Source organism: Pedobacter sp. 01N310 (assembly GCF_056399805.1).
Window position 1 is genome coordinate 229628 of the sequence record NZ_JBFTSB010000001.1, and the last position, 21855, is coordinate 251482.

At 37.7% G+C, this 21855-nt stretch carries 14 protein-coding genes; 5 read left to right on the forward strand and 9 right to left on the reverse strand.

What is annotated here, in order from left to right:
* Nucleotides 1-601 precede the first annotated feature (601 nt).
* Genes AC1DNH_RS00795 through AC1DNH_RS00815 form a run of 5 tightly spaced genes read right to left on the reverse strand, consistent with a single transcriptional unit; the run spans nucleotide 602 to nucleotide 8255 of the window.
* Complete coding sequence (locus AC1DNH_RS00795; protein WP_477625072.1) at nucleotides 602-1825, reverse strand: hypothetical protein; 1224 nt, start codon at nucleotides 1823-1825, stop codon at nucleotides 602-604.
* Nucleotides 1809-5408, reverse strand: a complete 3600-nt coding sequence (locus tag AC1DNH_RS00800; protein WP_477625073.1) for a PAAR-like protein — start codon at nucleotides 5406-5408, stop codon at nucleotides 1809-1811. Before AC1DNH_RS00800 ends, AC1DNH_RS00795 begins: the two co-directional genes overlap by 17 nt.
* An 11-nt stretch (nucleotides 5409-5419) precedes the next feature.
* Nucleotides 5420-6232 carry a hypothetical protein gene (locus AC1DNH_RS00805; RefSeq protein WP_477625074.1) on the reverse strand — a complete coding sequence of 271 codons (813 nt, stop codon included), beginning with the start codon at nucleotides 6230-6232 and terminating at the stop codon, nucleotides 5420-5422.
* Between the two features lie 39 nt (nucleotides 6233-6271).
* The gene (locus tag AC1DNH_RS00810; protein WP_477581088.1) at nucleotides 6272-6439 is read right to left on the reverse strand and encodes a hypothetical protein; all 168 of its coding nucleotides are present in this window, start codon (nucleotides 6437-6439) and stop codon (nucleotides 6272-6274) included.
* A 1-nt stretch (nucleotide 6440) separates the two neighbouring features.
* Complete coding sequence (locus AC1DNH_RS00815; RefSeq protein ID WP_477625075.1) at nucleotides 6441-8255, reverse strand: type VI secretion system Vgr family protein; 1815 nt, start codon at nucleotides 8253-8255, stop codon at nucleotides 6441-6443.
* 605 nt (nucleotides 8256-8860) lie between these two features.
* Between AC1DNH_RS00815 and AC1DNH_RS00820 the strand changes: the two genes are divergently transcribed.
* From AC1DNH_RS00820 to AC1DNH_RS00830, 3 genes are all read left to right on the forward strand, one after another.
* A complete protein-coding gene (locus AC1DNH_RS00820; RefSeq protein WP_477581092.1) occupies nucleotides 8861-11188 on the forward strand; it encodes a beta-galactosidase in 2328 nt (775 codons plus the stop codon).
* 126 nt (nucleotides 11189-11314) lie between these two features.
* A complete protein-coding gene (locus AC1DNH_RS00825; protein ID WP_477581094.1) occupies nucleotides 11315-12667 on the forward strand; it encodes a Gfo/Idh/MocA family protein in 1353 nt (450 codons plus the stop codon).
* Between the two features lie 116 nt (nucleotides 12668-12783).
* On the forward strand, nucleotides 12784-13875 hold the full coding sequence (locus AC1DNH_RS00830; RefSeq protein ID WP_477581096.1) for a phosphotransferase enzyme family protein: 1092 nt from the start codon (nucleotides 12784-12786) through the stop codon (nucleotides 13873-13875).
* Between the two features lie 803 nt (nucleotides 13876-14678).
* On the opposite strand, the gene AC1DNH_RS00835 is transcribed toward AC1DNH_RS00830, so the two are convergent.
* The 4 genes from AC1DNH_RS00835 to AC1DNH_RS00850 all read right to left on the reverse strand — a co-directional run bounded on the left by AC1DNH_RS00835 (nucleotide 14679) and on the right by AC1DNH_RS00850 (nucleotide 18165).
* Nucleotides 14679-15146 carry a GtrA family protein gene (locus tag AC1DNH_RS00835; RefSeq protein ID WP_477581097.1) on the reverse strand — a complete coding sequence of 156 codons (468 nt, stop codon included), beginning with the start codon at nucleotides 15144-15146 and terminating at the stop codon, nucleotides 14679-14681.
* Nucleotides 15146-15835, reverse strand: a complete 690-nt coding sequence (locus AC1DNH_RS00840) for a CDP-alcohol phosphatidyltransferase family protein (RefSeq protein ID WP_477610582.1) — start codon at nucleotides 15833-15835, stop codon at nucleotides 15146-15148. The genes AC1DNH_RS00835 and AC1DNH_RS00840 overlap by 1 nt, the downstream gene beginning before the upstream one ends.
* 158 nt (nucleotides 15836-15993) lie before the next feature.
* Nucleotides 15994-16800 (reverse strand): phytanoyl-CoA dioxygenase family protein, encoded by an 807-nt coding sequence (locus AC1DNH_RS00845; RefSeq protein WP_477610583.1) that lies wholly within the window; start codon nucleotides 16798-16800, stop codon nucleotides 15994-15996.
* Between the two features lie 591 nt (nucleotides 16801-17391).
* Nucleotides 17392-18165 carry an SDR family NAD(P)-dependent oxidoreductase gene (locus AC1DNH_RS00850; RefSeq protein ID WP_477581101.1) on the reverse strand — a complete coding sequence of 258 codons (774 nt, stop codon included), beginning with the start codon at nucleotides 18163-18165 and terminating at the stop codon, nucleotides 17392-17394.
* A 177-nt stretch (nucleotides 18166-18342) separates the two neighbouring features.
* Between AC1DNH_RS00850 and AC1DNH_RS00855 the strand changes: the two genes are divergently transcribed.
* Together AC1DNH_RS00855 and AC1DNH_RS00860 are read left to right on the forward strand one after the other, a co-directional pair.
* Nucleotides 18343-20694 carry a TonB-dependent receptor gene (locus AC1DNH_RS00855; protein WP_477581103.1) on the forward strand — a complete coding sequence of 784 codons (2352 nt, stop codon included), beginning with the start codon at nucleotides 18343-18345 and terminating at the stop codon, nucleotides 20692-20694.
* A gap of 3 nt (nucleotides 20695-20697) precedes the next feature.
* Nucleotides 20698-21807: a PepSY-associated TM helix domain-containing protein gene (locus tag AC1DNH_RS00860; RefSeq protein WP_477581105.1), complete on the forward strand. Its 1110-nt coding sequence runs from the start codon at nucleotides 20698-20700 to the stop codon at nucleotides 21805-21807.
* Nucleotides 21808-21855 lie beyond the last annotated feature (48 nt).

A 21855-nucleotide genomic window follows, 5' to 3' on the forward strand; every position in this document is an offset into this window, starting at 1 on the left:
AAACGTTGTCATCCTGAGCTTGTCGAAGGACAAATGTTTTTTGTTTCGACTATTAAAAATACCTTCTATTACATGTTCCGATTTTCATCGGCAGGTTTGGGCTAGGCTGCAATTAGTTGTGCATTTTTATTTGAAAACGAACATTCATGTCTCCGTGGGCGCTGTAGCCCCGTTATGCACTCCAATCTTTTTATTGCAAATTTTACGCAACCAGCAGCAAGAATAGGAGGGGTGCACTTATGCAATAAAAAGGATTTCCGCTGCTACCGGGTTTATTGGTGAGTGGCTTGTGGTTCTTGGCCATATAACCCGCCCTATTAATAAAATTATCCTTAGCCAGAATATACTTAAAATATACAATTTTGGCTGCGGATAAATAAATATCAACAGCCAAAATAATGCATTTAGTATGGGTTTTGGCTGCGGATAAATATGGTTTTGGTAGTATAAACCGAGGGTGCGATAATATAAGTTGCTGGTTAGCTAACTGAAACGATAAATGGTGTATTCCTATTTACTGGTATACACCATTAGTGTAATTAAGAAGCTTAAATAGTAAACTCATAACACGCATATGGATTTACTCTAGTTAATAATTTACCTATTCCGGGTCGGCACCTGTAGGCGGTGCTTCTTCCTGTAGTTTTGCAATAATCTCTTTCATTTTTGGTAAACCAAAATAATTGTGTTCTTCTATTATTTTGATTACCTCAGGGTGTGAAACAGAAAGATTGTATAATGAAGAACCAGGAATGTTCCATACATCTGATGATTCTGGAGATTTATATTTTTCTCTAGCAGGGTTTTCGATATTGGCAATGTTGGCTACTATTTCGGCTTTTTCTACAGGAGTAAATTTTTTAGAAGGATCTTCGTCGAAGATTTTATAGCTATTGTCTTTTGAATCTCCATCATAGAGTGTAAAGATAAAGTAGCTTAGTGCGTAAATAAAGCGATTATCAGTAGCACTGGTATTATGTTCTACATATTTCAACAGATTCTTTCTGATTTGTAATTTATTATGGCTGTCTTTAACAAAAAATAAATTTGCAATGTATTGACCTCTTGTGGGATTTGCTTGTGTATGTTCTTTATAAATGGAATCCAATACCATTTTATTTATTTTTGGCTCCTTGTCATAGCCAAAGTTTGTTAAAAGTGCGGTCAGGAAATACTTTTCGTTATTTAAAAGCCATGCTAAACTAGCTTGGTCATAATTGAAGATATATTTATTTCTGTGAACTTGAGAAGGTCGAATTGTGATTTTAAAAGTGTTATCATCGTTTATTTTAATCAAGTCTTTTAGCGTTTGAAATTCGGTAAATAAATGCTCCTTTCTCATTAAATAATAATTTTCATTATATGCGAAAACATCCATCTCACTATTTAATAATTCTTTATAATCTTTATACTGTTGACCAAAGAGAGTAATGTAGTTGTCTGTTATATTTATTTTGTTAGAACTTTTTAAGTTCTTTATGCCAAATATTTCATTAATCTTTTGATAAAATATTTCATCGTTAACTACTTTATAACCACTATTCTTTAATCCTAGAAGTAATACTTTTGATGCTAACTCTAAATCTTTAGGTGTCAATTCATATGGATCTTCTGGATCTAGTTCATCACTTACCATCTGTTTTTKATATTCAAGATGTTGTTTAATTTCGTTAATCTCATTTTTTGTTAAATTCATTTCTGTTTCTTTAACTATTTGATTGTTTTTAGCGGGCTTATTTTTACAGGCAATTAATAATAAAATAATAGAGAAGTAGATTAACGTTTTTTTAATGTACATATGATTTCTTTTAATTAGTTTTTCCATCCGGTTTGTTTTTAATGCCAATTTTTATATTTAATGCTTGTATATCACCATAAATATCATTGCTATTTAATTTATCTATGTCTTTAATAGTGTAATCCACAGGTATATAAAAGCCGTATAATTTTTTCTGCTTACTTTTACTTGTATAATCACCATATTCACTAAATCGGATTGAATCATTTTGATTGCCACCGAGAAGTATATATTTTCCACTGGTGTTTTTTCCAAATAGTAATCCTGTATGTCCATGTTTACCGTCAGTATGTTTGTAAACGACAAAACAACCGTATATGGGCTCAGGTATTTTCTTGTATTTAGAATTACTTATAGGAGCTAAGGATGAGGCTGAATTTAAATGACTATATGGAAGTTTAGTTTTTGCATTTTTAGTTTTGCTAATGCACCAATTCATGAAAGCTGCACACCATGCACCTTGTTCACCATTTGTTGGCTCAGCAGTGTTTTTGCAATAAGACAAGTATTCCTTTGCTTTTGTATACATCGGATTTTCTGACTCCAAACAACCTCTCATTACTTTAGCTTCATTTAATGCTATTTCCATCCAAGGCGCGCGATTACCCAATATTTTAATGTCAATATTTTTCCAGCTACATTCACCTACCTTAAATACTTTAGAACTATAATTATCAAAAGTATTTTGCTTTAGTGTATAACTGTCTCCAACTTCGTTACCTATTCCTTGTGAAATTGGTTTGTTTTCTAGTGCCCCATTTGATTTCGTAATCAACCCATTCCACTTATAAAACGCCATTGAAGTTAGTACCGCAATTTTAATATCCTTAGCTACAATATCAGAATTTTTAAGGATATCCACCTGCTCATATTTTAAAGTATAAGTGTTTGCTTTGCTATAATTTTCTCTTCCTGTTAGTTGTATCAAGCCTTTTCCCCTAAAATTCCAGCCATCTCCTTCCTGTGTATTGCCAATTCTATTTCCAACACTGCGGTTTTTATCCGCATAAGCAAGATTCGCAATCATTTGCGGATTTGCTTCATGATCTTTGGTTCTTCCATATTTATAGGCATCTTCTTTATGTTTTGTAAAATACGAAAAAGGCGGATTGTCCCTTTTTCCAGTTTTTTTATTTAAGTTACCGTTGATCAGCGTATCTGCACTGTAATTCATGTTTTCTCCGCTTTTCAAATGCAGTTTAGTTCCGGATTCTACCCGGATCTGGGCAAAAAAATGTGCTTTAACCCAGCAGGTATTCAGGCCAAGATCGGCCATGTATTTGTTGTAGGTGATGGCAACCGTTGTGAGCGTGGCATCATCAGCATCTTTAAATATTTGTTTTAGTTCTACCGTAGTAATGTCTTTATTACATCTGGGGCAATCACTATGACTGTTGTCTTCCTGATTCCCCACGCCCACCAATGCTTTCCCTCCATTTGCTGGTACATCATTTTTAAAGGCTACTAAAGTATTGCTTGTTCCTAAAAACTCCATTTCTTCTATCATGGCATAAAAACGATGCAGTTTTTCACTATAACTTTTCTCCCAGCTTTTGGCCAATATGAAATCAAACTCAACAATACCGTTATCATTTAAAGGGTATTCTTTATGGTGTACAAGTGTATCTTTCCTTAAATTGTCGAATCCAAGGCGGCTTTCTTTTCTGTAAATTTTTACAGATACATTTTTTGCACTTAGGTTACGCGTGCGGATGCGGCATTTCATTTTGCTGCCGTATAGTGCTTGGATAACCGGTTTGTTGTCGGTTAAAAATTCGATGCTTACAATTTCTTCTTTGGTAACCAGTTTTAGTTTTTGCAGCGGTTGAGGAATATTCCCATTTAAGATTTCATATTTTTTATCAGTCGAGTATACTTTGAAGTAAAATGCTGTCCCTTCTTTTAGCAGTTTTTGATACTTATCTGCATTGGGGATGAAATTGTATTTCTCTAAATCTAATATTTGATTTTGAGGGACTCTGAAGCCTGTAATCACGTGGATGGCTCTCGCTTTGCTGCTGTGATCTAAATAACCATATTCTAAATTTACAATTAAACCTTCTGCCGCTTTAAATTTAATGTAGGCATGGTTTGGTTCGCCCCAGCCTGTTTTTGTTTTTTTACCACCTTCGGGATATTCCCACTGTGCCAATATAACTTCGGGCTGTGCAACTATTATTTTAACCGCTACTTTTGCGCTTGGTTGTACCATATATGCCTGCACAGTATACTCACCCGGTTCGTCAAATTGATGGGTTATGGTTTCACCTATTTTTGACTTAAAAACTTCAACTGGTTTACCATCAATATCTTTGCATATCCATTTTACAGAAGCAATTTCCTGCGGTAACGTGGGCAATATTTTAAAATGGTCTTTTACGCTAAAAGTTATCTCTTCTTTTATTCTTGTGCTTTGTGTCGAAGTGATGATTGAAGTAATATCATTTTTTAAAGCCTGTATCTGTTTTGATTGTTTTGGAATACCATTAAAACATGCAGATACCACATAGCTGCATTCTTCGTTACAGATTACCTGAGTGATGTTCCCTGTCTGGGTTAATAGCGTAGGAATACCAATTCCTCCTGTTTTGGTTACCTCCCAAGTAATAGTACTGATGTCGCCTGGTAGGGCCACAGACTGAAAAAGGCTTTGAAGCCTAAAGGTTATAGGTACATTTATTCTTACTTTTGTATTTCCATCAACTGTGGTCACGGTTTCAATCTCGTTTTCTTTAATGGTATAAGGCCTGGTTATTCTTTTATCACCGTTGGTTTTGCCATAAGCTTCAATTAAATAGGTGCCAACTTTCTTAAAGGTAATGGTGAGGGTTTCGCCTGCATCGTTTCGCAATTGCAAGGGGATGCCATTTGTATCATAGACTACCCAGTTTACTCCTTGCTTATCTGCACCGGTTGCTTTGCCAGCAAAATCGGCTTTAAAAGTAATAGGCGTATTGAGCGGTTGTTGATCGTGGTAAGATAAAGGTATTATCGATTTTACTGTTGCACCATCTTCATCTTCATTTTTTGCCGCTTGTTCGGTATGAATCAGTTCTTCGGTAAGCAGGGGACCATCAGCGGCCCAACTGCCAGCCTTGGCATTTTCTAATTCCTGTGCAGTAATGTTGGCTTGCTGGCCATGTTGAACTATTTTTACATTTCCACCTTTTGCAGTACAAATAGCTGTGCTTTTGTTGGTCAGTACATAAGCACCGTTTGGCAATTCTACTTTTTCATAATAATCTTTCCATTGCAATCTGGCAGTACAGGGTACAGGTTTACTTGGGTCGGGTACTTTGCATTGCCCAAAGTTTAGGTTAAGCACTTTGTTTTCTAAGGTGGTTGCAATAAATTTACTTTCACCACTATCGTTAATCACATATTTGTTATGGCTAAGTACGTTCATCTTTTTCGGAGCGGGATCTACCGCTTGATCGCAGGTGCATTTAGCCCCATGACATACCAATAGTTCGGTAATTTTTCCATTTTGTTTAGGCTCATCTATTACTTGCCTGTCTGATGCTATAGATACAGTTAGGTTATCTGTAATCTTATCATCTGTTAGGTTTTCTTCGTTATTTGTTGGTTCAGCATCAGTACTCCAATCCATTTTGGCTAATTCTAATTGGTTGTTAAAGTAATCTTTAGTGTTTTTATATAACTACTATTTGCTATTAATGAATAAGTGCTTTCTAAGGCATTGCACCAACCAGTAATTGGATCTATCTGATAAAACCCTTCGACACTAACTTCTGGCATATCATTATCTGTCTTCGTTTTTAACCAGTTATCAAATCCTGGTTGATCAACATTCTTGGTCCAGTTCCCAGAAAATTTAATCAGTTTTTGATTCTCTGATGTTTGAAGTGTCCACTTTTCGTTAAATGGGATAGGGAAAGGACATAGACCGTACACTTCTCTTTTTTGACTAAAATTGTTTTCTACAAAATTTGCATCATAAACTCCTCTGAAATATTCGTTAAGAAATAAGTCTTGCTTGATATATTCGGTTAATGCTTCACTAGGTAACATCTTTTTGTCAACCGTTATTAAGGTCGAATCGATCCAATCTCCAGTATAAGTATTAGCCACATTTTCTCTAATGGCCAACCATTTTTGCCATAGCTCATTTTGTTTTTCAACACTTACTGGTATTCCGTTAAACCCAATTTTTAAGGTTAATTGATGTAATGCTGCAGAAATCTGCTGTACGAATAAATCAGCATCGTTACCAGGTAACGCATCGATCAAACTTTGTTTGCGTATAATTTCGATATTCTGACGGCCAGACCAAAACGATGTTTTATCTGGTAAAATGTCTATATCAAAAAGTTTAAAGGTATACTCATCTTTAAATGCTGTTTTTTCAGAGATTTCTACCTTGAAAAGCATATTTAAAGGCTTTTCCAAAGATTTATAATCAATTTTATTCATGGGCATACATTTGTTTTTAATTAATACGGTAAGATTAGTTTACCCTGTTTGTTTTGAGGGCACATATCGATCATACTTTATCTTATATTTACTTTGCAGAATTACTTCTTTTGTCGCATTAAAATTTATACCTCCTTGGGTAGAAAACCATTTAGCACTTCCTATATTTTCGGTAATTGTTTTGCTGATGTATTTAATTGTTCCCATCTTAAAATAATTTAACCTTGCTGCCGCTCTTATTTACGATCTCTTTGGCACTATGAAATTCAATATTCTCTTGGGTACTATTCAAATTAATCTGTTCTGCTGTTTTTTCGATATGTGTAGCAGTTTTATTAATACTATCATTAGCTACCATGGTAATATTTTCGGCCATTAATGAATGATTTTCACCAGCATTGCTGCTTATATTTCCACCTGCGTTACTATAGATATGTTCTCCAGCAGATATCGATATATTTTGTTCGGCATTGATATCTATGTTTTTAGCCCGGATACTGATATTTTCGGGAGCAGAAATCTCAATACTCGATGCACTAGTATCAAAGCGTATAATATTTCGGTTTTTATCTGTAATGGTAATTGTTTCGGTACCAACGGCATCATTAAACTCTATTAAATGGCCACTCCTGGTTGCAATTGCTTTTAAATGATTAAACTCGTAACCACCGGTGCCGTTAATGCCATGGAAAACACTTCCTAATACAATTGGTCTGGCGATATTTCCTTCTTCAAAAGTTACGGCAACCTGATCTCCAACTTCAGGTATAAAAACAAACCCTCTGTTCGTATTTACTTGCTCACTACTTCCCGCATCTGGGGTAATTACCCTCAGCCATTCGGTGATATCATTCGTTTGGCATTCCCATTTAAACTTTACTTTGATCCGGCCTTGCCCTTCGGGGTCATTATTATCCATTACATCTGCCAACAGTATATTTGGATTTGGCTTTTTATAATTCTTTACCATAATGCGTTCGGTGGCGGCTGTCAAGCCTGTAAAGGTATTTTCATATCTGCCTGCAACATCTATATGATGATGAATGTTGGTAATCAAGAATTTACCTAGGCTTTCGGTTATAAAAGCATTACCCTGCTTAACACTCATGTTAATTTCAGCAATATTGCTAATACTTAGTTCTGCATTATCTCCCGTGGCACTGATTTTTAGAAGTTCTGATATGGTAGCTTTTTCTTCATTCTCTACATGGCTTTTAATGTCGTTACTGTTTTCTACGCGGATGAGCGAAGGCTGGTTAAATGTTTTACTATAAGTGCGGTTCGAAGCCTGTATAGCATGAGCAAGATCGTATATGTCATGTGTTATGCCTGTACTTTCGCTGTGCAGCATTCCATCCTCTTTAGGGTTATACGCAAAGCGTTTATGCTTGATCGGTGAAATTTCCATGGCGTACTGAATATTCTGTACATCCCGACCATAAAAAAGCACAACTTCTTTCTGCTCATCTGGTTTGCCAAAGTTGAGCTGTTTGCCATCGTAGAAAAACCATTCATGATATTCGCCCGATAAGCGGTTCAGAAATTCAAAATCACTTTCTTTGTATTGAATAAGATAATCGACAGGTTTTTTCCTACTGGCATTGCATGTGACTTTAAGGTCATTTACTGAGGTATCTTTTGTGGCTAGGGCTACAATTTCATTTAGATCTTTATCTAAGTAAGAACCCAAATCCGGACCACGGTCTATTAAAATAGTAGGACTATAGCCACTTACAATTAAAACGCCATTGTAGCCATGGTTCTGTGCGAGTTCTACCTTGGTAACCAAGCCAGCAAATTCTTGTAGTCCATTAACCTGATATCCGAATGAGGCTGTAAGTGTTTTACCTACAAAATCGCGGCTATCGTCAAGATTGATTAAACTCGGCAGGCCAAACTGATTCTGCTTAAACCGAAGTTCGAAATAATGATGCCCGTTAAATTGTTGCTCCAGATCGAATGAATCAAAGTGTGTTATGGCTTTGTCTTCTATATTGATTTCGGTGATGAGTTTTCTTTCCATATGAGGGCTATTAGAAAAAACAATAAATAAACACGAATGCTCATCTTCTTTTTTATTGCTGATGGTACCCGCTCATAACTTGTTAGACAAAAGTTTAACCAAATTTTAATGTTGCGTTAATGTTTAATAGGCAAGCGCTTGTTACTCCATCGGTTTTACATGGCAAAGCCCATTTTAAGTACTTCTAACACTTGTTTTTGAGAATGTGCTTTGTTGAAAAAAAATAAGTGCACTTTTTATAGCTTAAAACGAAACGAGTTTGGTTTACCATATTTCCCCATTTTGCGCTGCCTGTGTGGAAATACTTCCTCATATTCTTTATTATTTCTACAGTATGGCCTTTAAAATGTAAAGCCTTTAAGATAGCGGTAAAAGGGCTAAGGCGAAAAGCTTTATTACCATTTGCCAGGCAATAGGCAATTGTTTTAAAGGCATTGCAGCACAGCTTAAATAAGCGAAGTAAATAGACGGTTTGCTTTGGGCTTAAATAATTGGTAACGCAAAAATTAGTCAATCGTTTGCGCTGATATTTATGTTGTAATGCTCGTTTGCTTGTTCTACTTTTAAAGAATACAAATCAACAAAACCGAAAAGAACCAGCACAAATGCGTATCCATTTGCTTACAAAAACACTTGTTTTAGGGCTGTTAATAAGCTTATCTATTAATAGCTGGGCCCAAAAAGAAAACACCTTTGCCATAGGTGCCGAATCTTTTGAGCTTAATGGCAAGCCATATGTAATACGCTGTGGCGAAATGCATTTTGCCCGTATACCAAAAGCCGAGTGGAAACAACGTTTGCAAATGGCCAAAGCAATGGGTTTAAACACGGTTTGTGCTTACTTATTTTGGAACATACACGAAAAACAGCCCGGTCAGTTTACCTGGACAGGGCAGAGCGATGCTGCCGAATTTTGTAAACTGGCAAAAGAGGTTGGTTTATATGTAATATTAAGGCCAGGGCCATATTCTTGTGCCGAATGGGAGTTTGGCGGTTTCCCCTGGTGGCTGCTTAAAGATAAAAGCATCCGCTTGCGCACACAACATCCCTATTTCTTAGAAAGAGCCAAAAAGTACCTTTTAGCCGTAGGCAAACAGCTTGCCCCATTGCAGATTAGCCGCGGTGGCAACATTATTATGGTGCAGGTAGAAAACGAGTATGGTAGCTACGGCAACGATAAAGATTATATGAACATCATTAAAGCCAATCTGCAAGAAGCTGGCTTTACCGTTCCTTTATTTCATTGCGATGGGCCTTCGCAGTTAAAAAACGACCACCCTGAAGGTTTGTTCGCAGTGGTAAACTTTGGCAGCGGACCAGAAGCTAATTTTAAAGCCTTAAGGGCCATACAGCCTACAGGGCCGTTAATGTGTGGCGAATATTACCCGGGCTGGTTCGATAGCTGGGGCAGGCCGCACCACAAAGGCGATACCCAACGCATTGTAGCCGAATTAAAATACATGCTCGATAATAAAGCATCGTTTAGTATTTATATGGCGCATGGCGGAACAAGTTTTGGTACTTACAGTGGGGCCAATGCACCGCCTTACCTGCCGCAAACCAGCAGTTACGATTACGATGCACCTATTGATGAGGCCGGTAATACAACCGAAAAGTTTTACGCCATACGTAAGTTATTTGCCAATTACCTGCAAGAAGGAGAGGTATTGCCAGATGTACCTGCAGCAAATAAGATCCAGCAATTACAAACGGTTACGTTCTCCTCAATAGCTGTACTATCTAAAAACCTGCCTAAACCTGTATTGGCCGATACCGCAATGCTGATGGAAGATTTAGACCAGGATTTTGGTTGTGTGGTATACGAAACAAATTTAAACGCGGGCCAAAAATCGAACCTGGTGTTTAAAGACATTCACGATTATGCATTGGTATATATTGATGGTAAAAAGATTGGCGAACTGGATAGGAGAAAAAATAAATTCAGCATCGAAATTCCGGCCAGAACGCGCAAAAGTGTATTAAGGGTTTTGGTAGAAGCCACAGGCAGGGTAAACTACGGCTACCAGATGCTCGATCGGAAAGGGATCCATGGCGAGGTATACTTAACCGAAAATGGAAAACAGACTGTTTTAAAGGGCTGGAAAAATTATCCCATCAGGCTTGGTGAGGTAAATATTCCGCTCCGTTACGAAAAGCTTGGCAATCAACCTGCTGCGGCTGCTTTTTACAAAGGAAGTTTTAATGCCGATAAATTAGAAGATACTTACCTCGATATGGGTAAATGGAATAAAGGCCTAGTGTGGTTAAATGGAATGTGTTTGGGGAGGTACTGGAATATCGGGCCGACGCAAACCATGCTTGTACCGGGCAGCTGGCTCAAAAAAGGCAAAAATGAAGTGGTGGTGTTCGACCTCTTCGGAACAGAAAAACCTGCATTAAGCTTTTTAGATAAACCCATTTTGGATGTGGTGAACGAAAAACAGCCCGAACTGCACAAAAAAGATAACCAAAAATGGGTTTCGGATGCACAACAAGCTTATGCCGAAGGCAGTTTTGCGAACGATAATAAATGGCAGCAGGTTAGTTTTAAACCTGTAACCGCGCGTTATTTTTGTTTAGAAGCACTATCCGAGCAAAAAGGACAGCCTTATACCACGGTTGCAGAAATTGTACTGCTTGATGAAAAGGGGAACGAAATTCCGCGCAGCGATTGGAAAATAGTATATGCCGATAGTGAAGAACTGGGTGGCGATGACGGAAATGCGGCTAATGTTTTCGATTTGCAGTTTACCAGCATCTGGCACACGCAGTGGGAATCTAAATCGCCAAAACCACCACACCAGATCGTAATAGACCTGGGTAAAAATTACAGCATAAATGGATTAAAGCTATTACCCAGACAGGATAATGCCAATGGAAGAATTAAAGATTACAGATTATATTTTAGCCAAAAACTTTTTAAAAACCTTTAGCCCATTAATGCGCTGTAAGTGAGTGGTATTTGGCGCGAAAAAGTGCGAAAGAATAGCAAGTAAAACGTTTGTTCAGTATTAACCGGATCAATTAAAAAACTAAACAATAAATATTAAATAACACAAATGGAACGTAGAGATTTTATCAAAAATGGTGCATTTACGGCTGCTGGTTTAACCATCCTGCCAACCGGAAGTTTATTTGCATCATCAGACAGCGGAAAAGTAAGAGTAGGTTATATCGGTGTGGGTGCACGTGGTATGAGCCATATTTCTGAAGGTGCCTTAAGAGACGATGTAGAAATTGTTGCAATTTGCGATACCCAGGAAAGTTCACTCAAAATCTGTCGTAATTATATTGCCAAAAAAGGCAGACCAGCGGCAACAGAGTACACCGGTGGCTTAGATGCTTATAAAAAACTTTTAGACCGTAAAGATATTGATGCCGTAATTATTGCAACACCATGGCAGTTTCACCGCGACCAGGCAGTTGATGCCATGAAAGCTGGTAAATATGTAGGTTGCGAGGTAATTGCAGGTTTAAGTGTTCAAGATCACTGGGATATTGTAAACACTTCAGAAAAAACAGGCATGCCTTACATGACTTTAGAAAACGTTTGTTACCGCAGAGATGTAATGGCGGCTTTAAACATGGTTAGACAAGGTGTTTTTGGCGAATTGGTGCACCTTGAAGGTGGTTACCAACATAATTTAAGAAACGTACTTTTTAACAACGGTAAAGATTATTATGGTGGTGGGGTAGAGTACGGGCCAAAAGCATTAAGCGAGGCACAATGGCGTACGCAGTTCAATATCGATCAGGATGGCGATTTATATCCAACCCATGGTGTTGGCCCTTTAATGCAATATGCAAACATTAACAGGGGAAATAGCTTTACCAGCCTGGTATCGTTCAGCTCTAAAGCAAGAGGTTTGGCCGCTTACGTAGAAGAAGTTTCTCCTGGCCATCCTAACGCTAAAATTAATTATAAAAACGGTGATGTTACCACTACGATGATCAACTGTGCAAACGGCGAAACCGTATTGTTAAGTCACGATACCCACTTACCTAGGCCATATTCTATCGGTTTCAGGGTACAGGGAACAAAGGGCCTTTGGATGGATGTAAACAAATCAGTATACATCGATCATAAATCGAAGAAAGATGATGTATGGGATCCGGCTCAGGAATGGTTTGATAAATACGATCACCCGCTTTGGAAAAAATATCAAGCAGAAGCTGTAGGCGCTGGTCACGGTGGTATGGATTGGTTTGTATTTAATGGATTTATCCAGGCGGTAAAACAGAAAAAACAAACCCCTATTGACGTTTATGATTCAGTTACAATGAGTGTAATTATGCCACTTTCTACCAAATCGTTAAAAGAAGGAAATATGCCACAAAAATTCCCTGATTTTACAAAAGGAAAATGGAAAGATCGAAAAAATACTTTCGCTTTAGACGATAGTGGTTTTTAGTCTCGTTTGCGGGTAATGCCATATGGCTTACCCGCATAATTTAATAAGCAACTTTATTCAGGTTGATCAAATGGTTTGCCTGGAACAATTTTTATTCAAATATATATTACCATCTTATGTTTCAAGCAGTATTAGGTGCTTATGGACTTAACGCAGAAAAATTTAAAATTGAACCTTTCGGCTCGGGCTTAATTAACCATACCTGGAAAGTTTACAGTGAAAAATTAGCCTATATCTTGCAAGAGGTGAATACGGAAGTTTTTCGCCAGCCTCAAAATATTGCTCAAAATATTGAGACAATAAAAAAATATCTTGATCAAACAGCCCCTAAATATTTATTTGTTGCCCCAATTACGGCCACAAATGGAGATGATTTTGTGGTTATTGACGATCATTTTTACAGGATTTTTCCATTTGTGGAAAATTCTTGCTCTATTGATTTTGTGCATCAGCCTGAGCAGGCTTACCACGCTGCTAAGCAGTTTGGTAAATTTACCAGGATGCTTTGTGCCTTCAATGTACAAAAATTAAAGCCCACTATAGAAGATTTTCATAACCTGCCTTTACGTGTAGAGCAGTTTAAAAAAGCTTTAGAACAAGCTAGCGATGAAAGGATTAGTGAGGCGAAATTTGCTATAGAAGAGATTATCAGACATTACAATATAGAAGAGCAGTATGTACACATGGTAGATAGCGGTGCGCTTAATTTACGTGTTGTACACCACGATACCAAAATTAGCAATGTACTGTTACAGGCCGAAACCGGGGTAGGCTTATGTGTAATCGATTTAGATACCGTAATGCCCGGATACTTTATCAGCGATGTGGGCGATATGATGCGTACTTATCTCTCAGAAGCCAATGAAGAGGAAAAGGATTTTAGTAAAATAGCCATTAGAGAAGACGTTTTTGCCGCAATACATAAAGGTTATATGGAAGAAATGGATCAGGTTTTGGCCTTTACCGAAAAACAGTTCTTTATTTATTCGGGTAAATTTATGATTTACATGCAAGCGGTAAGGTTTATAGCCGATTTCTTAAATGGCGATATTTACTATAAAACAAATTATCCTGAGCACAACTTGGTGAGGGGCTTAAATCAGATCGATTTATTAAATAAGTACGTCGCCAAAGAATCGAAATTTGAAGAGATTATTAAGAAAATTAATCAAAATAGAATAAATGACTCTAAAATAATATTAAACTAATAAGGTAAAGGCAAGGTGTTCAGTTTTTATGCTTCATCGTTTGGGCTGGACATCTTTTTTACCTTTATAAGGTTCGTCATCTCGACTGTAGCGCGGTCACTACGTTAAAGGCTAAAGTGTACACATTTTTGTTAGTCTGGATTTGTTTTTTAGTATATATTCTTAAGGCGCTCGTCATGCTGAATTTATTTCAGCATCTTTCCTGCTATTAATTGCTCTTGCTTCCTTCAGAGACAATAATTTGGAACAAATGTTGGTTTTTTTCGCTCTTTGCCGCGGGGCATGATACTTTGGAGCGCCAAAGTATCCAAAGCGCTTTGTCAATCCAGCAATGAGCCTTTTTGCACAATCCCACGCACATCAAAAAAACAGTGGCACTTCGTTTTGTGTTCAATTCTTTTCAAAGCTTTGAATTGTTGTTTATGAACACAAAACCACTGCGTTTCAGGTTTGTTAGTGCCGGTTTGTCTGAACTGCTCCTGTTTTTTTGATTTTCCGGCTCTTGGGATTGACGGCGTTCTTCGGTTAGAACCTGTGTGTTATTAAAGCAAGCTAGCATAACGCGAAAAAGAATAAAGAAGATGTGTCAACATGTAGGATGATAAATCGGGAAGGAGATCTGTCTAATTAGATTTAGCTTCGTTAAGCGATCGTGGTTTTCGACTACGCTGTACCTCGCCTGAAAGGATGACAATCAGAGACCATCTAATTGTTCTTATTTAAAAAATAAAGCGCAAACGTTTGTTAATGTATTTTGGTATAGAAAATTATACTGCACATACCGTGAGGGTAGAAGCATGCCATTACGCTCTTTGTTCTTCCCCAAGTGTTTCAAAATAATTTTCTTCTTCTGCTTCAGAAATGCCTAATTTATTGATTTTAAATACCCAATACTTCATCAGCGGATAGTTAAAGCCATAAGAAACAATACTATCAATCAAAAGCCTGCCAAGTTTATAATCCAGATTTAAACTTCGGTGCAATAAGTAGGTACCTGCTGATTTTAATGAAATACTCCCCAAAACCACTGTAAAAAACCGGATTAGCTGTCCGCTTGTAGAACTGCAATAACCATCGTTGCTTTTAAATGCCCAGAAACGGTTAATGCAAAAGTTAACAATCCCACCCATGGTGCCAGAAATCAAGATCGAAATGGTAAAATGAATATGCAACCATTCTGTTAGCAAAATCATTAAACCATAATCAGTAACGCCTCCAGAAAAAGCAGATACCTGTGCTTTGAGAAAAAGTTTAACAGATGCCCAGGTCATTATGCCTTCTCCTCCTCATCTTTAGTGTCGCCCGCTTTCAAAAGTTTAAACGTATCGATAATATTGATAACCAATAACAGCGATACCATAGCAATTGCGAAATAAGTAATGGCACCTGTAAATAAGGTTTCGGCAATTAAGATAAGCGAAATAATTACGCGCAATTCCGTCGGACCTAAATAGCCAGAATCAATTTGGTAAAAGCCTGTAATTTTATAACGCAGTTGAGAAATAATCATCGACCAACCGTACAATACCACAAAAAGAAATGCGAAAATCTGTGTGCCACCATTAGCGTAATAATAATAGCCCAAACCGATCAGGATAATGCTGAGCCAATCCATCACAATATCGAGTGCAAAGCCATACCATTTGCGCGGGATTTTGCGAAAGTACGCCAATCGGCCATCAAGCGAATCACCAAGCCAGTTGATCATAAAACCTAAAATTCCGATCAACAAATAGCTTTTTGCATAAAAAACAGCCAAAATAAAGCTTAAAAACACAATCAGCGATCCAAACATGCCAATACCTGTCATCATATTGGGCGTGATCCACTTAGGAACCCTTTGAAGCAAAAAAAGGATCAGCCCTTGTTCGCCTTTTCTTAAAATATTTGTCCTTTCACGGTCTGCAAATACCCTTTTGCCATCTAAATGGTCTTCTTTTAGTTTAATAATAGCCTCCAATTTAAGTGCCAGCCAAAATTACGCCAAAGAGAATGGCTGTTTCTGGTCGGTAAAATTTTAAACTGATCTTCTTTGGAATACCTTTAGAATAATCAGTTATTCGCTTTAGCTTCCCCGATCTGACCAGGTAAGTAAACAATAGGGCAAATAACATAAATTTATTTTACAATTCCGGCGAAGCGCTGATAAAATACTGTTGGACTATTCTCATTTTTTGGCGCGTATTTACCTGCGATAATGGGTACGTAAATTACACGCCTCCTGCTTTCCTCGCCTCGAATGGCCGATTCTGCCACCCTGTGCCAGAGTCTTCCATCATGGATGGTTAAATCTCCTGCTTCGGGCAATATCGATACCTCTTCAGCATCCGGTTTATTATCTAAGAAATATTTTTTGCGAAAGAGCATCTGGTAAATACTTTGTTTATGGGTGCCAGGTATAATTTTTAATCCGCCATTTTCAGGTTTTAAGGTACTCAGGTGGATGCCTACATTCAGCATCGGGTTTAGTTTAGCGCCATAAAAAATATCCCTTAAACCATCCGTATGCCAGCCCATTTTACTGAATTTGCTTTCTGGTCCGTTAATGTAATGGTTAAACACCATGCCATCTTTCTCTTCAGTACCTAAACGCGCGCCATCGCCCGCCAATTGAAGCAATGCGTTAAAGCGTGGATCTAATAGGAGACCGCTTAGTGTTTGATGCTGTTGATTAATAAAAGCAAAACGCTGTACAATTGCTGAGCCATCAAGATCTTTCCCGTATTTAATCGGCACGCCGTTTATTTTTTTAATATCTTGCTGTATCCATTTTTGTTCTACTTGTTTAGAAGCGTCGATAATGGAAGAAACCGTTTCGGGTTTGATGAAATTCTTGAAATGGATAAACCCATGTGTGTTAAAAAAATCAAGCTGTTCTTGTGTTAATTGTTCAGATAAGGTAAAGGTTGGATACGATGTGGCCATTTGTAAAAAATTAAAAGATTTAGGAAAAGGATAAATTGGAGATAGAGTTATGCGCAGCAACAGCACATTCGCATTGGCGAGTGGTTCGGTACTGGAGGAAAATAAAACAAGTTTGTTTTATTCGATATAGTCTATAGGATTGGTAGTATTTAATACAAACGTAACATATTTTTAATATTCCAAAGAATTTTATTTGAAATTTTTTAAAATATTTTTTTTGGAAGGAGTTGCAGTAGGGCAGAGATGTACAAATAAAGGCTACTGGAGCCGTTTTTATTATAATCCGCGGTGTTGGATGTTACCATCCTACACTCATACATTGAAAAGAGTAATTCATGGAAATGAGGTACACGATCAGTCAGATGGTAACATCTGACTGCACCTAGACCTTTTCTTTACCACCGAGTTCACAGAGAAAAAATCACAGAGTGGATAGAGTATTAACTATACCATCCATTTTATGCGTGGTGTTGGATGTTACCATCCGACACTCATGCATCGAGGCAATTCATAAAAGCAAAGATCAACATCTGACTGCACAACCATTGAGCTTCTATGCCGTTATACTCCAGACCTCCGACCCCAGACCTTTTAAGTCTTATAAATCCCTGCGGCCATTTTTTCGATAAATCCCTTTGGCAGGATCCTATTGGCATATACACTGATGATATTGGTAAAACCCGGAATAATTTCAGATTTTTCGGCAAACATTCCTTTTAATGCGATTTCAGCTACCTCATCAGGCCTCATATTAAACTTTTCGGCCATTTTGTTAAAGGCATCTAAACCTGCCCGGTGGGCAAAACCTGTATCAACAGGGCCTGGGCTCAAACAGCTTACCGAAACCGGGCCATCTTTAAGCTCGAACCTTAAAGCCCTTGTAAAAGATAAAACAAAAGCTTTAGTTGCCGAATAAATGGCCAAGGTTGGCACCGCCTGGTAGGCTGCAGTACTGCAAACGTTGAGTATATAAGCCTTTTTTTCTGTTGAAAGGATTGGAAGCAATAAATGGCATAATGAAGTTACCGTAATCATGTTTAATTGACACATTTCTACCTGGGCACTTAAATCCAATTCTTCAAATTTCCCCCACAATCCATAACCTGCATTATTAATCAGGATATTAATGGCGTAATTCTTTTCTGTTATCCAATTGTATACTGCTTTTGGGGCTTGAACCTGGCTAAGATCAATCGACAAGATATCTACTTCAACGTTATATTGGTTTTTGATCTCCGTTTGTAAAGAAATCAATTCATTAGCCGAACGGGCAATAAGTAACAAGTTGATTTTTCTCCTGGCCAGCGCAATTGCCATAGATCTTCCTATACCTTTACTGGCTCCGGTTATCAGCGCGTACTTCATCTTTGTTTCCAACATTTTTTTACTTCAAACGGTTTAACGCAAATATCAAATAAATTAAATCTTATGCCTTATTTATTTTAAAATGATGAATGATTAAACACCACGTAGGTATCTTTTTTGAGTTATTATTTTTAACAAGTCTAAATAATGTTAGCTTTGCCGAAATTTAGATATTGCATGAAACACCATTACATAAAATTTTTCGCCACTGCGCTTATAATATTATCTACAGTTACCCTCTTTGCACAAACAGGGAAGGGAACAATTAGCGGAAAAATTGTCGACTCGTTAGGGAACAGCATACCCCTTGCCAACATACAGGTTAAAAAGCAAAATCTTAAAACCACTTCAGGTAAATCCGGTGCATTTAAGTTAACGGATGTTCCCGCAGGAAACCAGCAGATCAGGGTTTCGATTACAGGCTACGATCAATTTGAACAGGTGGTATCGGTTATTGCAAACGATACAATTCTGGTAAATATTGTTTTAAAAGAGCAGCACTCAGAACTTAACGATGTAATTGTTTCGGCAAGTAGACGACCTGAATCTTTGTCGCAAACACCCTCTTCGGTAACGGTGCTTACAACAAAGGAATTGAATACACAATCTGCAATTAGCCCGAATTTAGCTAATATCCTTTCATACAGCGTACCTGGATTGGGTTTTTCTACCAATCAAACGGGTAACTCTGGTCAGACTTTGCGCGGTAGAAATGTTTTGGTATTAATTGATGGTATTCCGCAATCTACACCATTAAGAGCAGGAGGAAGGGATATCCGCAGTATCGATCCTTCGGTTATAGAGCGTGTTGAAGTTATTAAAGGTGCCACCGCCATTTATGGTAATGGTGCAGAAGGAGGTTTGATTAACTACATTACTAAAAAAGCCGATAAAGGAAAATCGTTCGGAGGTTATTCTCAAGCCGGAATTACAGGAAACTTAAAAGGCGATAGCACCATAGGCTACCGTTTTTCGCAACAGCTTTACGGCAAAACAGGTAAGTTCGATTATCTGGTAAGTGGTATGTTCGAAAAAACCGGTGTTTTCCGTGATGCTGAAGGCTTGGTAATTTCGCCTGAGTATGGTTTAGGTGAGACTAAATCTTACAATGGTTTTGTAAAACTGGGATATAACTTTACTCCAAAACAGCGTTTGCAGGTGATGTATAATTATTTCAGCTCCAGACAGCATTCTAAATACCTAACCAAAGATGGTGTTTACGGTCAATCGCCGGCTATTGGTATTTATGGAACAAGATTGGGTGAAGATGAAGGAACAAGATTTAACCATAATGCTAATTTACAATATACCAATCAGCAGATTTTCGGTAAAACAGATTTAACGGCCAATGTATATTATCAGGACTTTTATACCATTTATTCTAACTCAGCGTCATTTTTCGGCAGTGGCCAATCGGCCATTACTTCAACAAAAAAGGGTGCAAGGGTAAACCTGAATACACCTTTTAATATTGCAGATCGGGTACCAATGCAATTGAACTATGGTTTGGATTTAATGAACGATAAAACTGCTCAAAGCTTAACAGATGGCCGTTTATGGGTACCTAATATGAATATGGTGAACTTTGCACCTTACTTACAGGCTTCTGCAACTTTCATTAATGATTTAACCATAAAGGGAGGCTTAAGGGTAGAAAATATTAACATTGATGTAGACGATTTTAATACCCTGGCTACCGGTGCAAACGGTGCAGGAAGTATAGCGGTGCAAGGGGGTAAATTAGATTATAATGCTTTAGTATTTAATGCTGGCGCTCGTTACTCTAAATTCAAGTTTTTTAATCCTTTTATCAGTTATGCACAATCTTTCTCGGTGTTTGAGCTGGGTAGGGTGTTAAGGGCAGCAAAAAGCAATACCTTGTCGCAGTTAGAAACTAAACCAATTATTGTAAACAATTACGAAGCTGGTTTTAGCAGTACCGTAGGTAAACTGAATTTCAGTGCTGCTTATTATTACAGCACTTCTAAACTGGGTGCCAATCTTTTAGAAGTTAATGGAACTTACATCTCTCAACGTATTCCAGAGCGTGTATATGGATTTGAAATCCAGGCAGATTATCAGGTTCTACGCGATTTGAGCATTGGTGGTAATTACGCACAGGTAGAAGGAAAAGGCGATGTAGATGATGATGGTAATTTTAACGGAGAGAAAGATGTATATTTAAACACAACCCGCATCCCACCATCAAAAACCACCGTTTACCTTAAATATTCAGGTATTAGAAACTTAAGTTTGGATGTAAACTGGATGCGTGTAGGAAATCGCGACCGCTTTAAAACCAATGCGGCAGGTAAATATTTAATTGGCGAAGGTCCGGTAAAAGCATTCAACTTATTTAATGTTGCAGCAGTTTATCAAGTTACGCAGCCTCTAAAACTATCGGTAGGTGTAGAGAATTTATTGAACAAAGTTTATTATCCTGCCATTTCTCAGTTTTATGGCAGCAATGTAAATTATGTGAGAGGGAATGGGCGCAGATTTAACCTATCACTAGGCTACGCTTTTTAGACAATGAAGAACAGAAATTTTAAAAATACCATCAGGAACATTCATCTCTGGCTCGGCCTGGCGACTGGCCTTGTGGTATTTATTATTAGCGTAACTGGTGCGTTGTATATCTTTGAAGAAGAAATCAGAGATTTTACACAAAAAGATTTTCGCTATGTAGCGCTTCAAGAGAAACCTTTTGTAGGTTTAGATCATATCATTTCAAACTTCGAAAAATTATCACCCAAAGACCAGTTAAGGCTGATCAGAATTGAAGATGGGTTTTCAAATGCAACGGTAGAAATTACCACCAAGAAGGGTATTGTTTATTATTTTGACCCTTACACTGCCGTTTTGATAAAAAGAGGTGGCGAAGATTGGCTTCAAGTTGTAGAGCATATCCATACCTCCCTGTTGTTAGGAAAAACAGGAAAGTTTATCATGCAATGGTCGGTGGTTATTTTCGTGCTAATGCTGATTACGGGACTGGTACTCTGGTTTCCTGGTCAGATGCGGTTATTAAAACAATCTTTAACCATTAAAAGAAAAGCATCGTTTAAACGGCTAAATTACGATTTACACAACGTATTGGGCTTTTATGCATCAGTTGTGCTATTGGTTACTGCTTTGAGTGGTTTGTATTTTGCTTTTAAAGAGGTGAAAAATGCGGCTAGCTTTTTTACCGGGAGCAAATTAGGGCAGGGCAAATCCATCGTTTTAACCAAACCTGCACACATCGATTCGCTACCTCTACGTTACAATAAAATTTATACTGAAGCTAAAATTAAATACCCTGGTGCTATTTCCACTAGTTTTTCGCTGCGTGGTAAAGGTGAACTGCGTTTAAGAATGATTTATCCCTACCGCTGGGCACGCAACCAGAATACCTTTTTTTATGAGGAAGCTACAGGCGTAATGACCAGGGCTAAACCGTATAAAGATTTTAACGGGGCCGATTTAATAGAAGCCACCAATTACGATCTCCACACGGGTAGGCTTTTAGGACTGCCAAATAAAATTCTTTCCTTTTTAGCGGCTTTGGTTGCAGCGAGTTTGCCGATTACTGGTTTTATCATCTGGTGGAAGAAAAGGAAAAAGCCCAGGAAAGCTAAACCCATCCTTACCTCAAAATAATTGGAGCATCTAAATCGCAGTAAAACCACTTTTGTATTAGAACCTGAA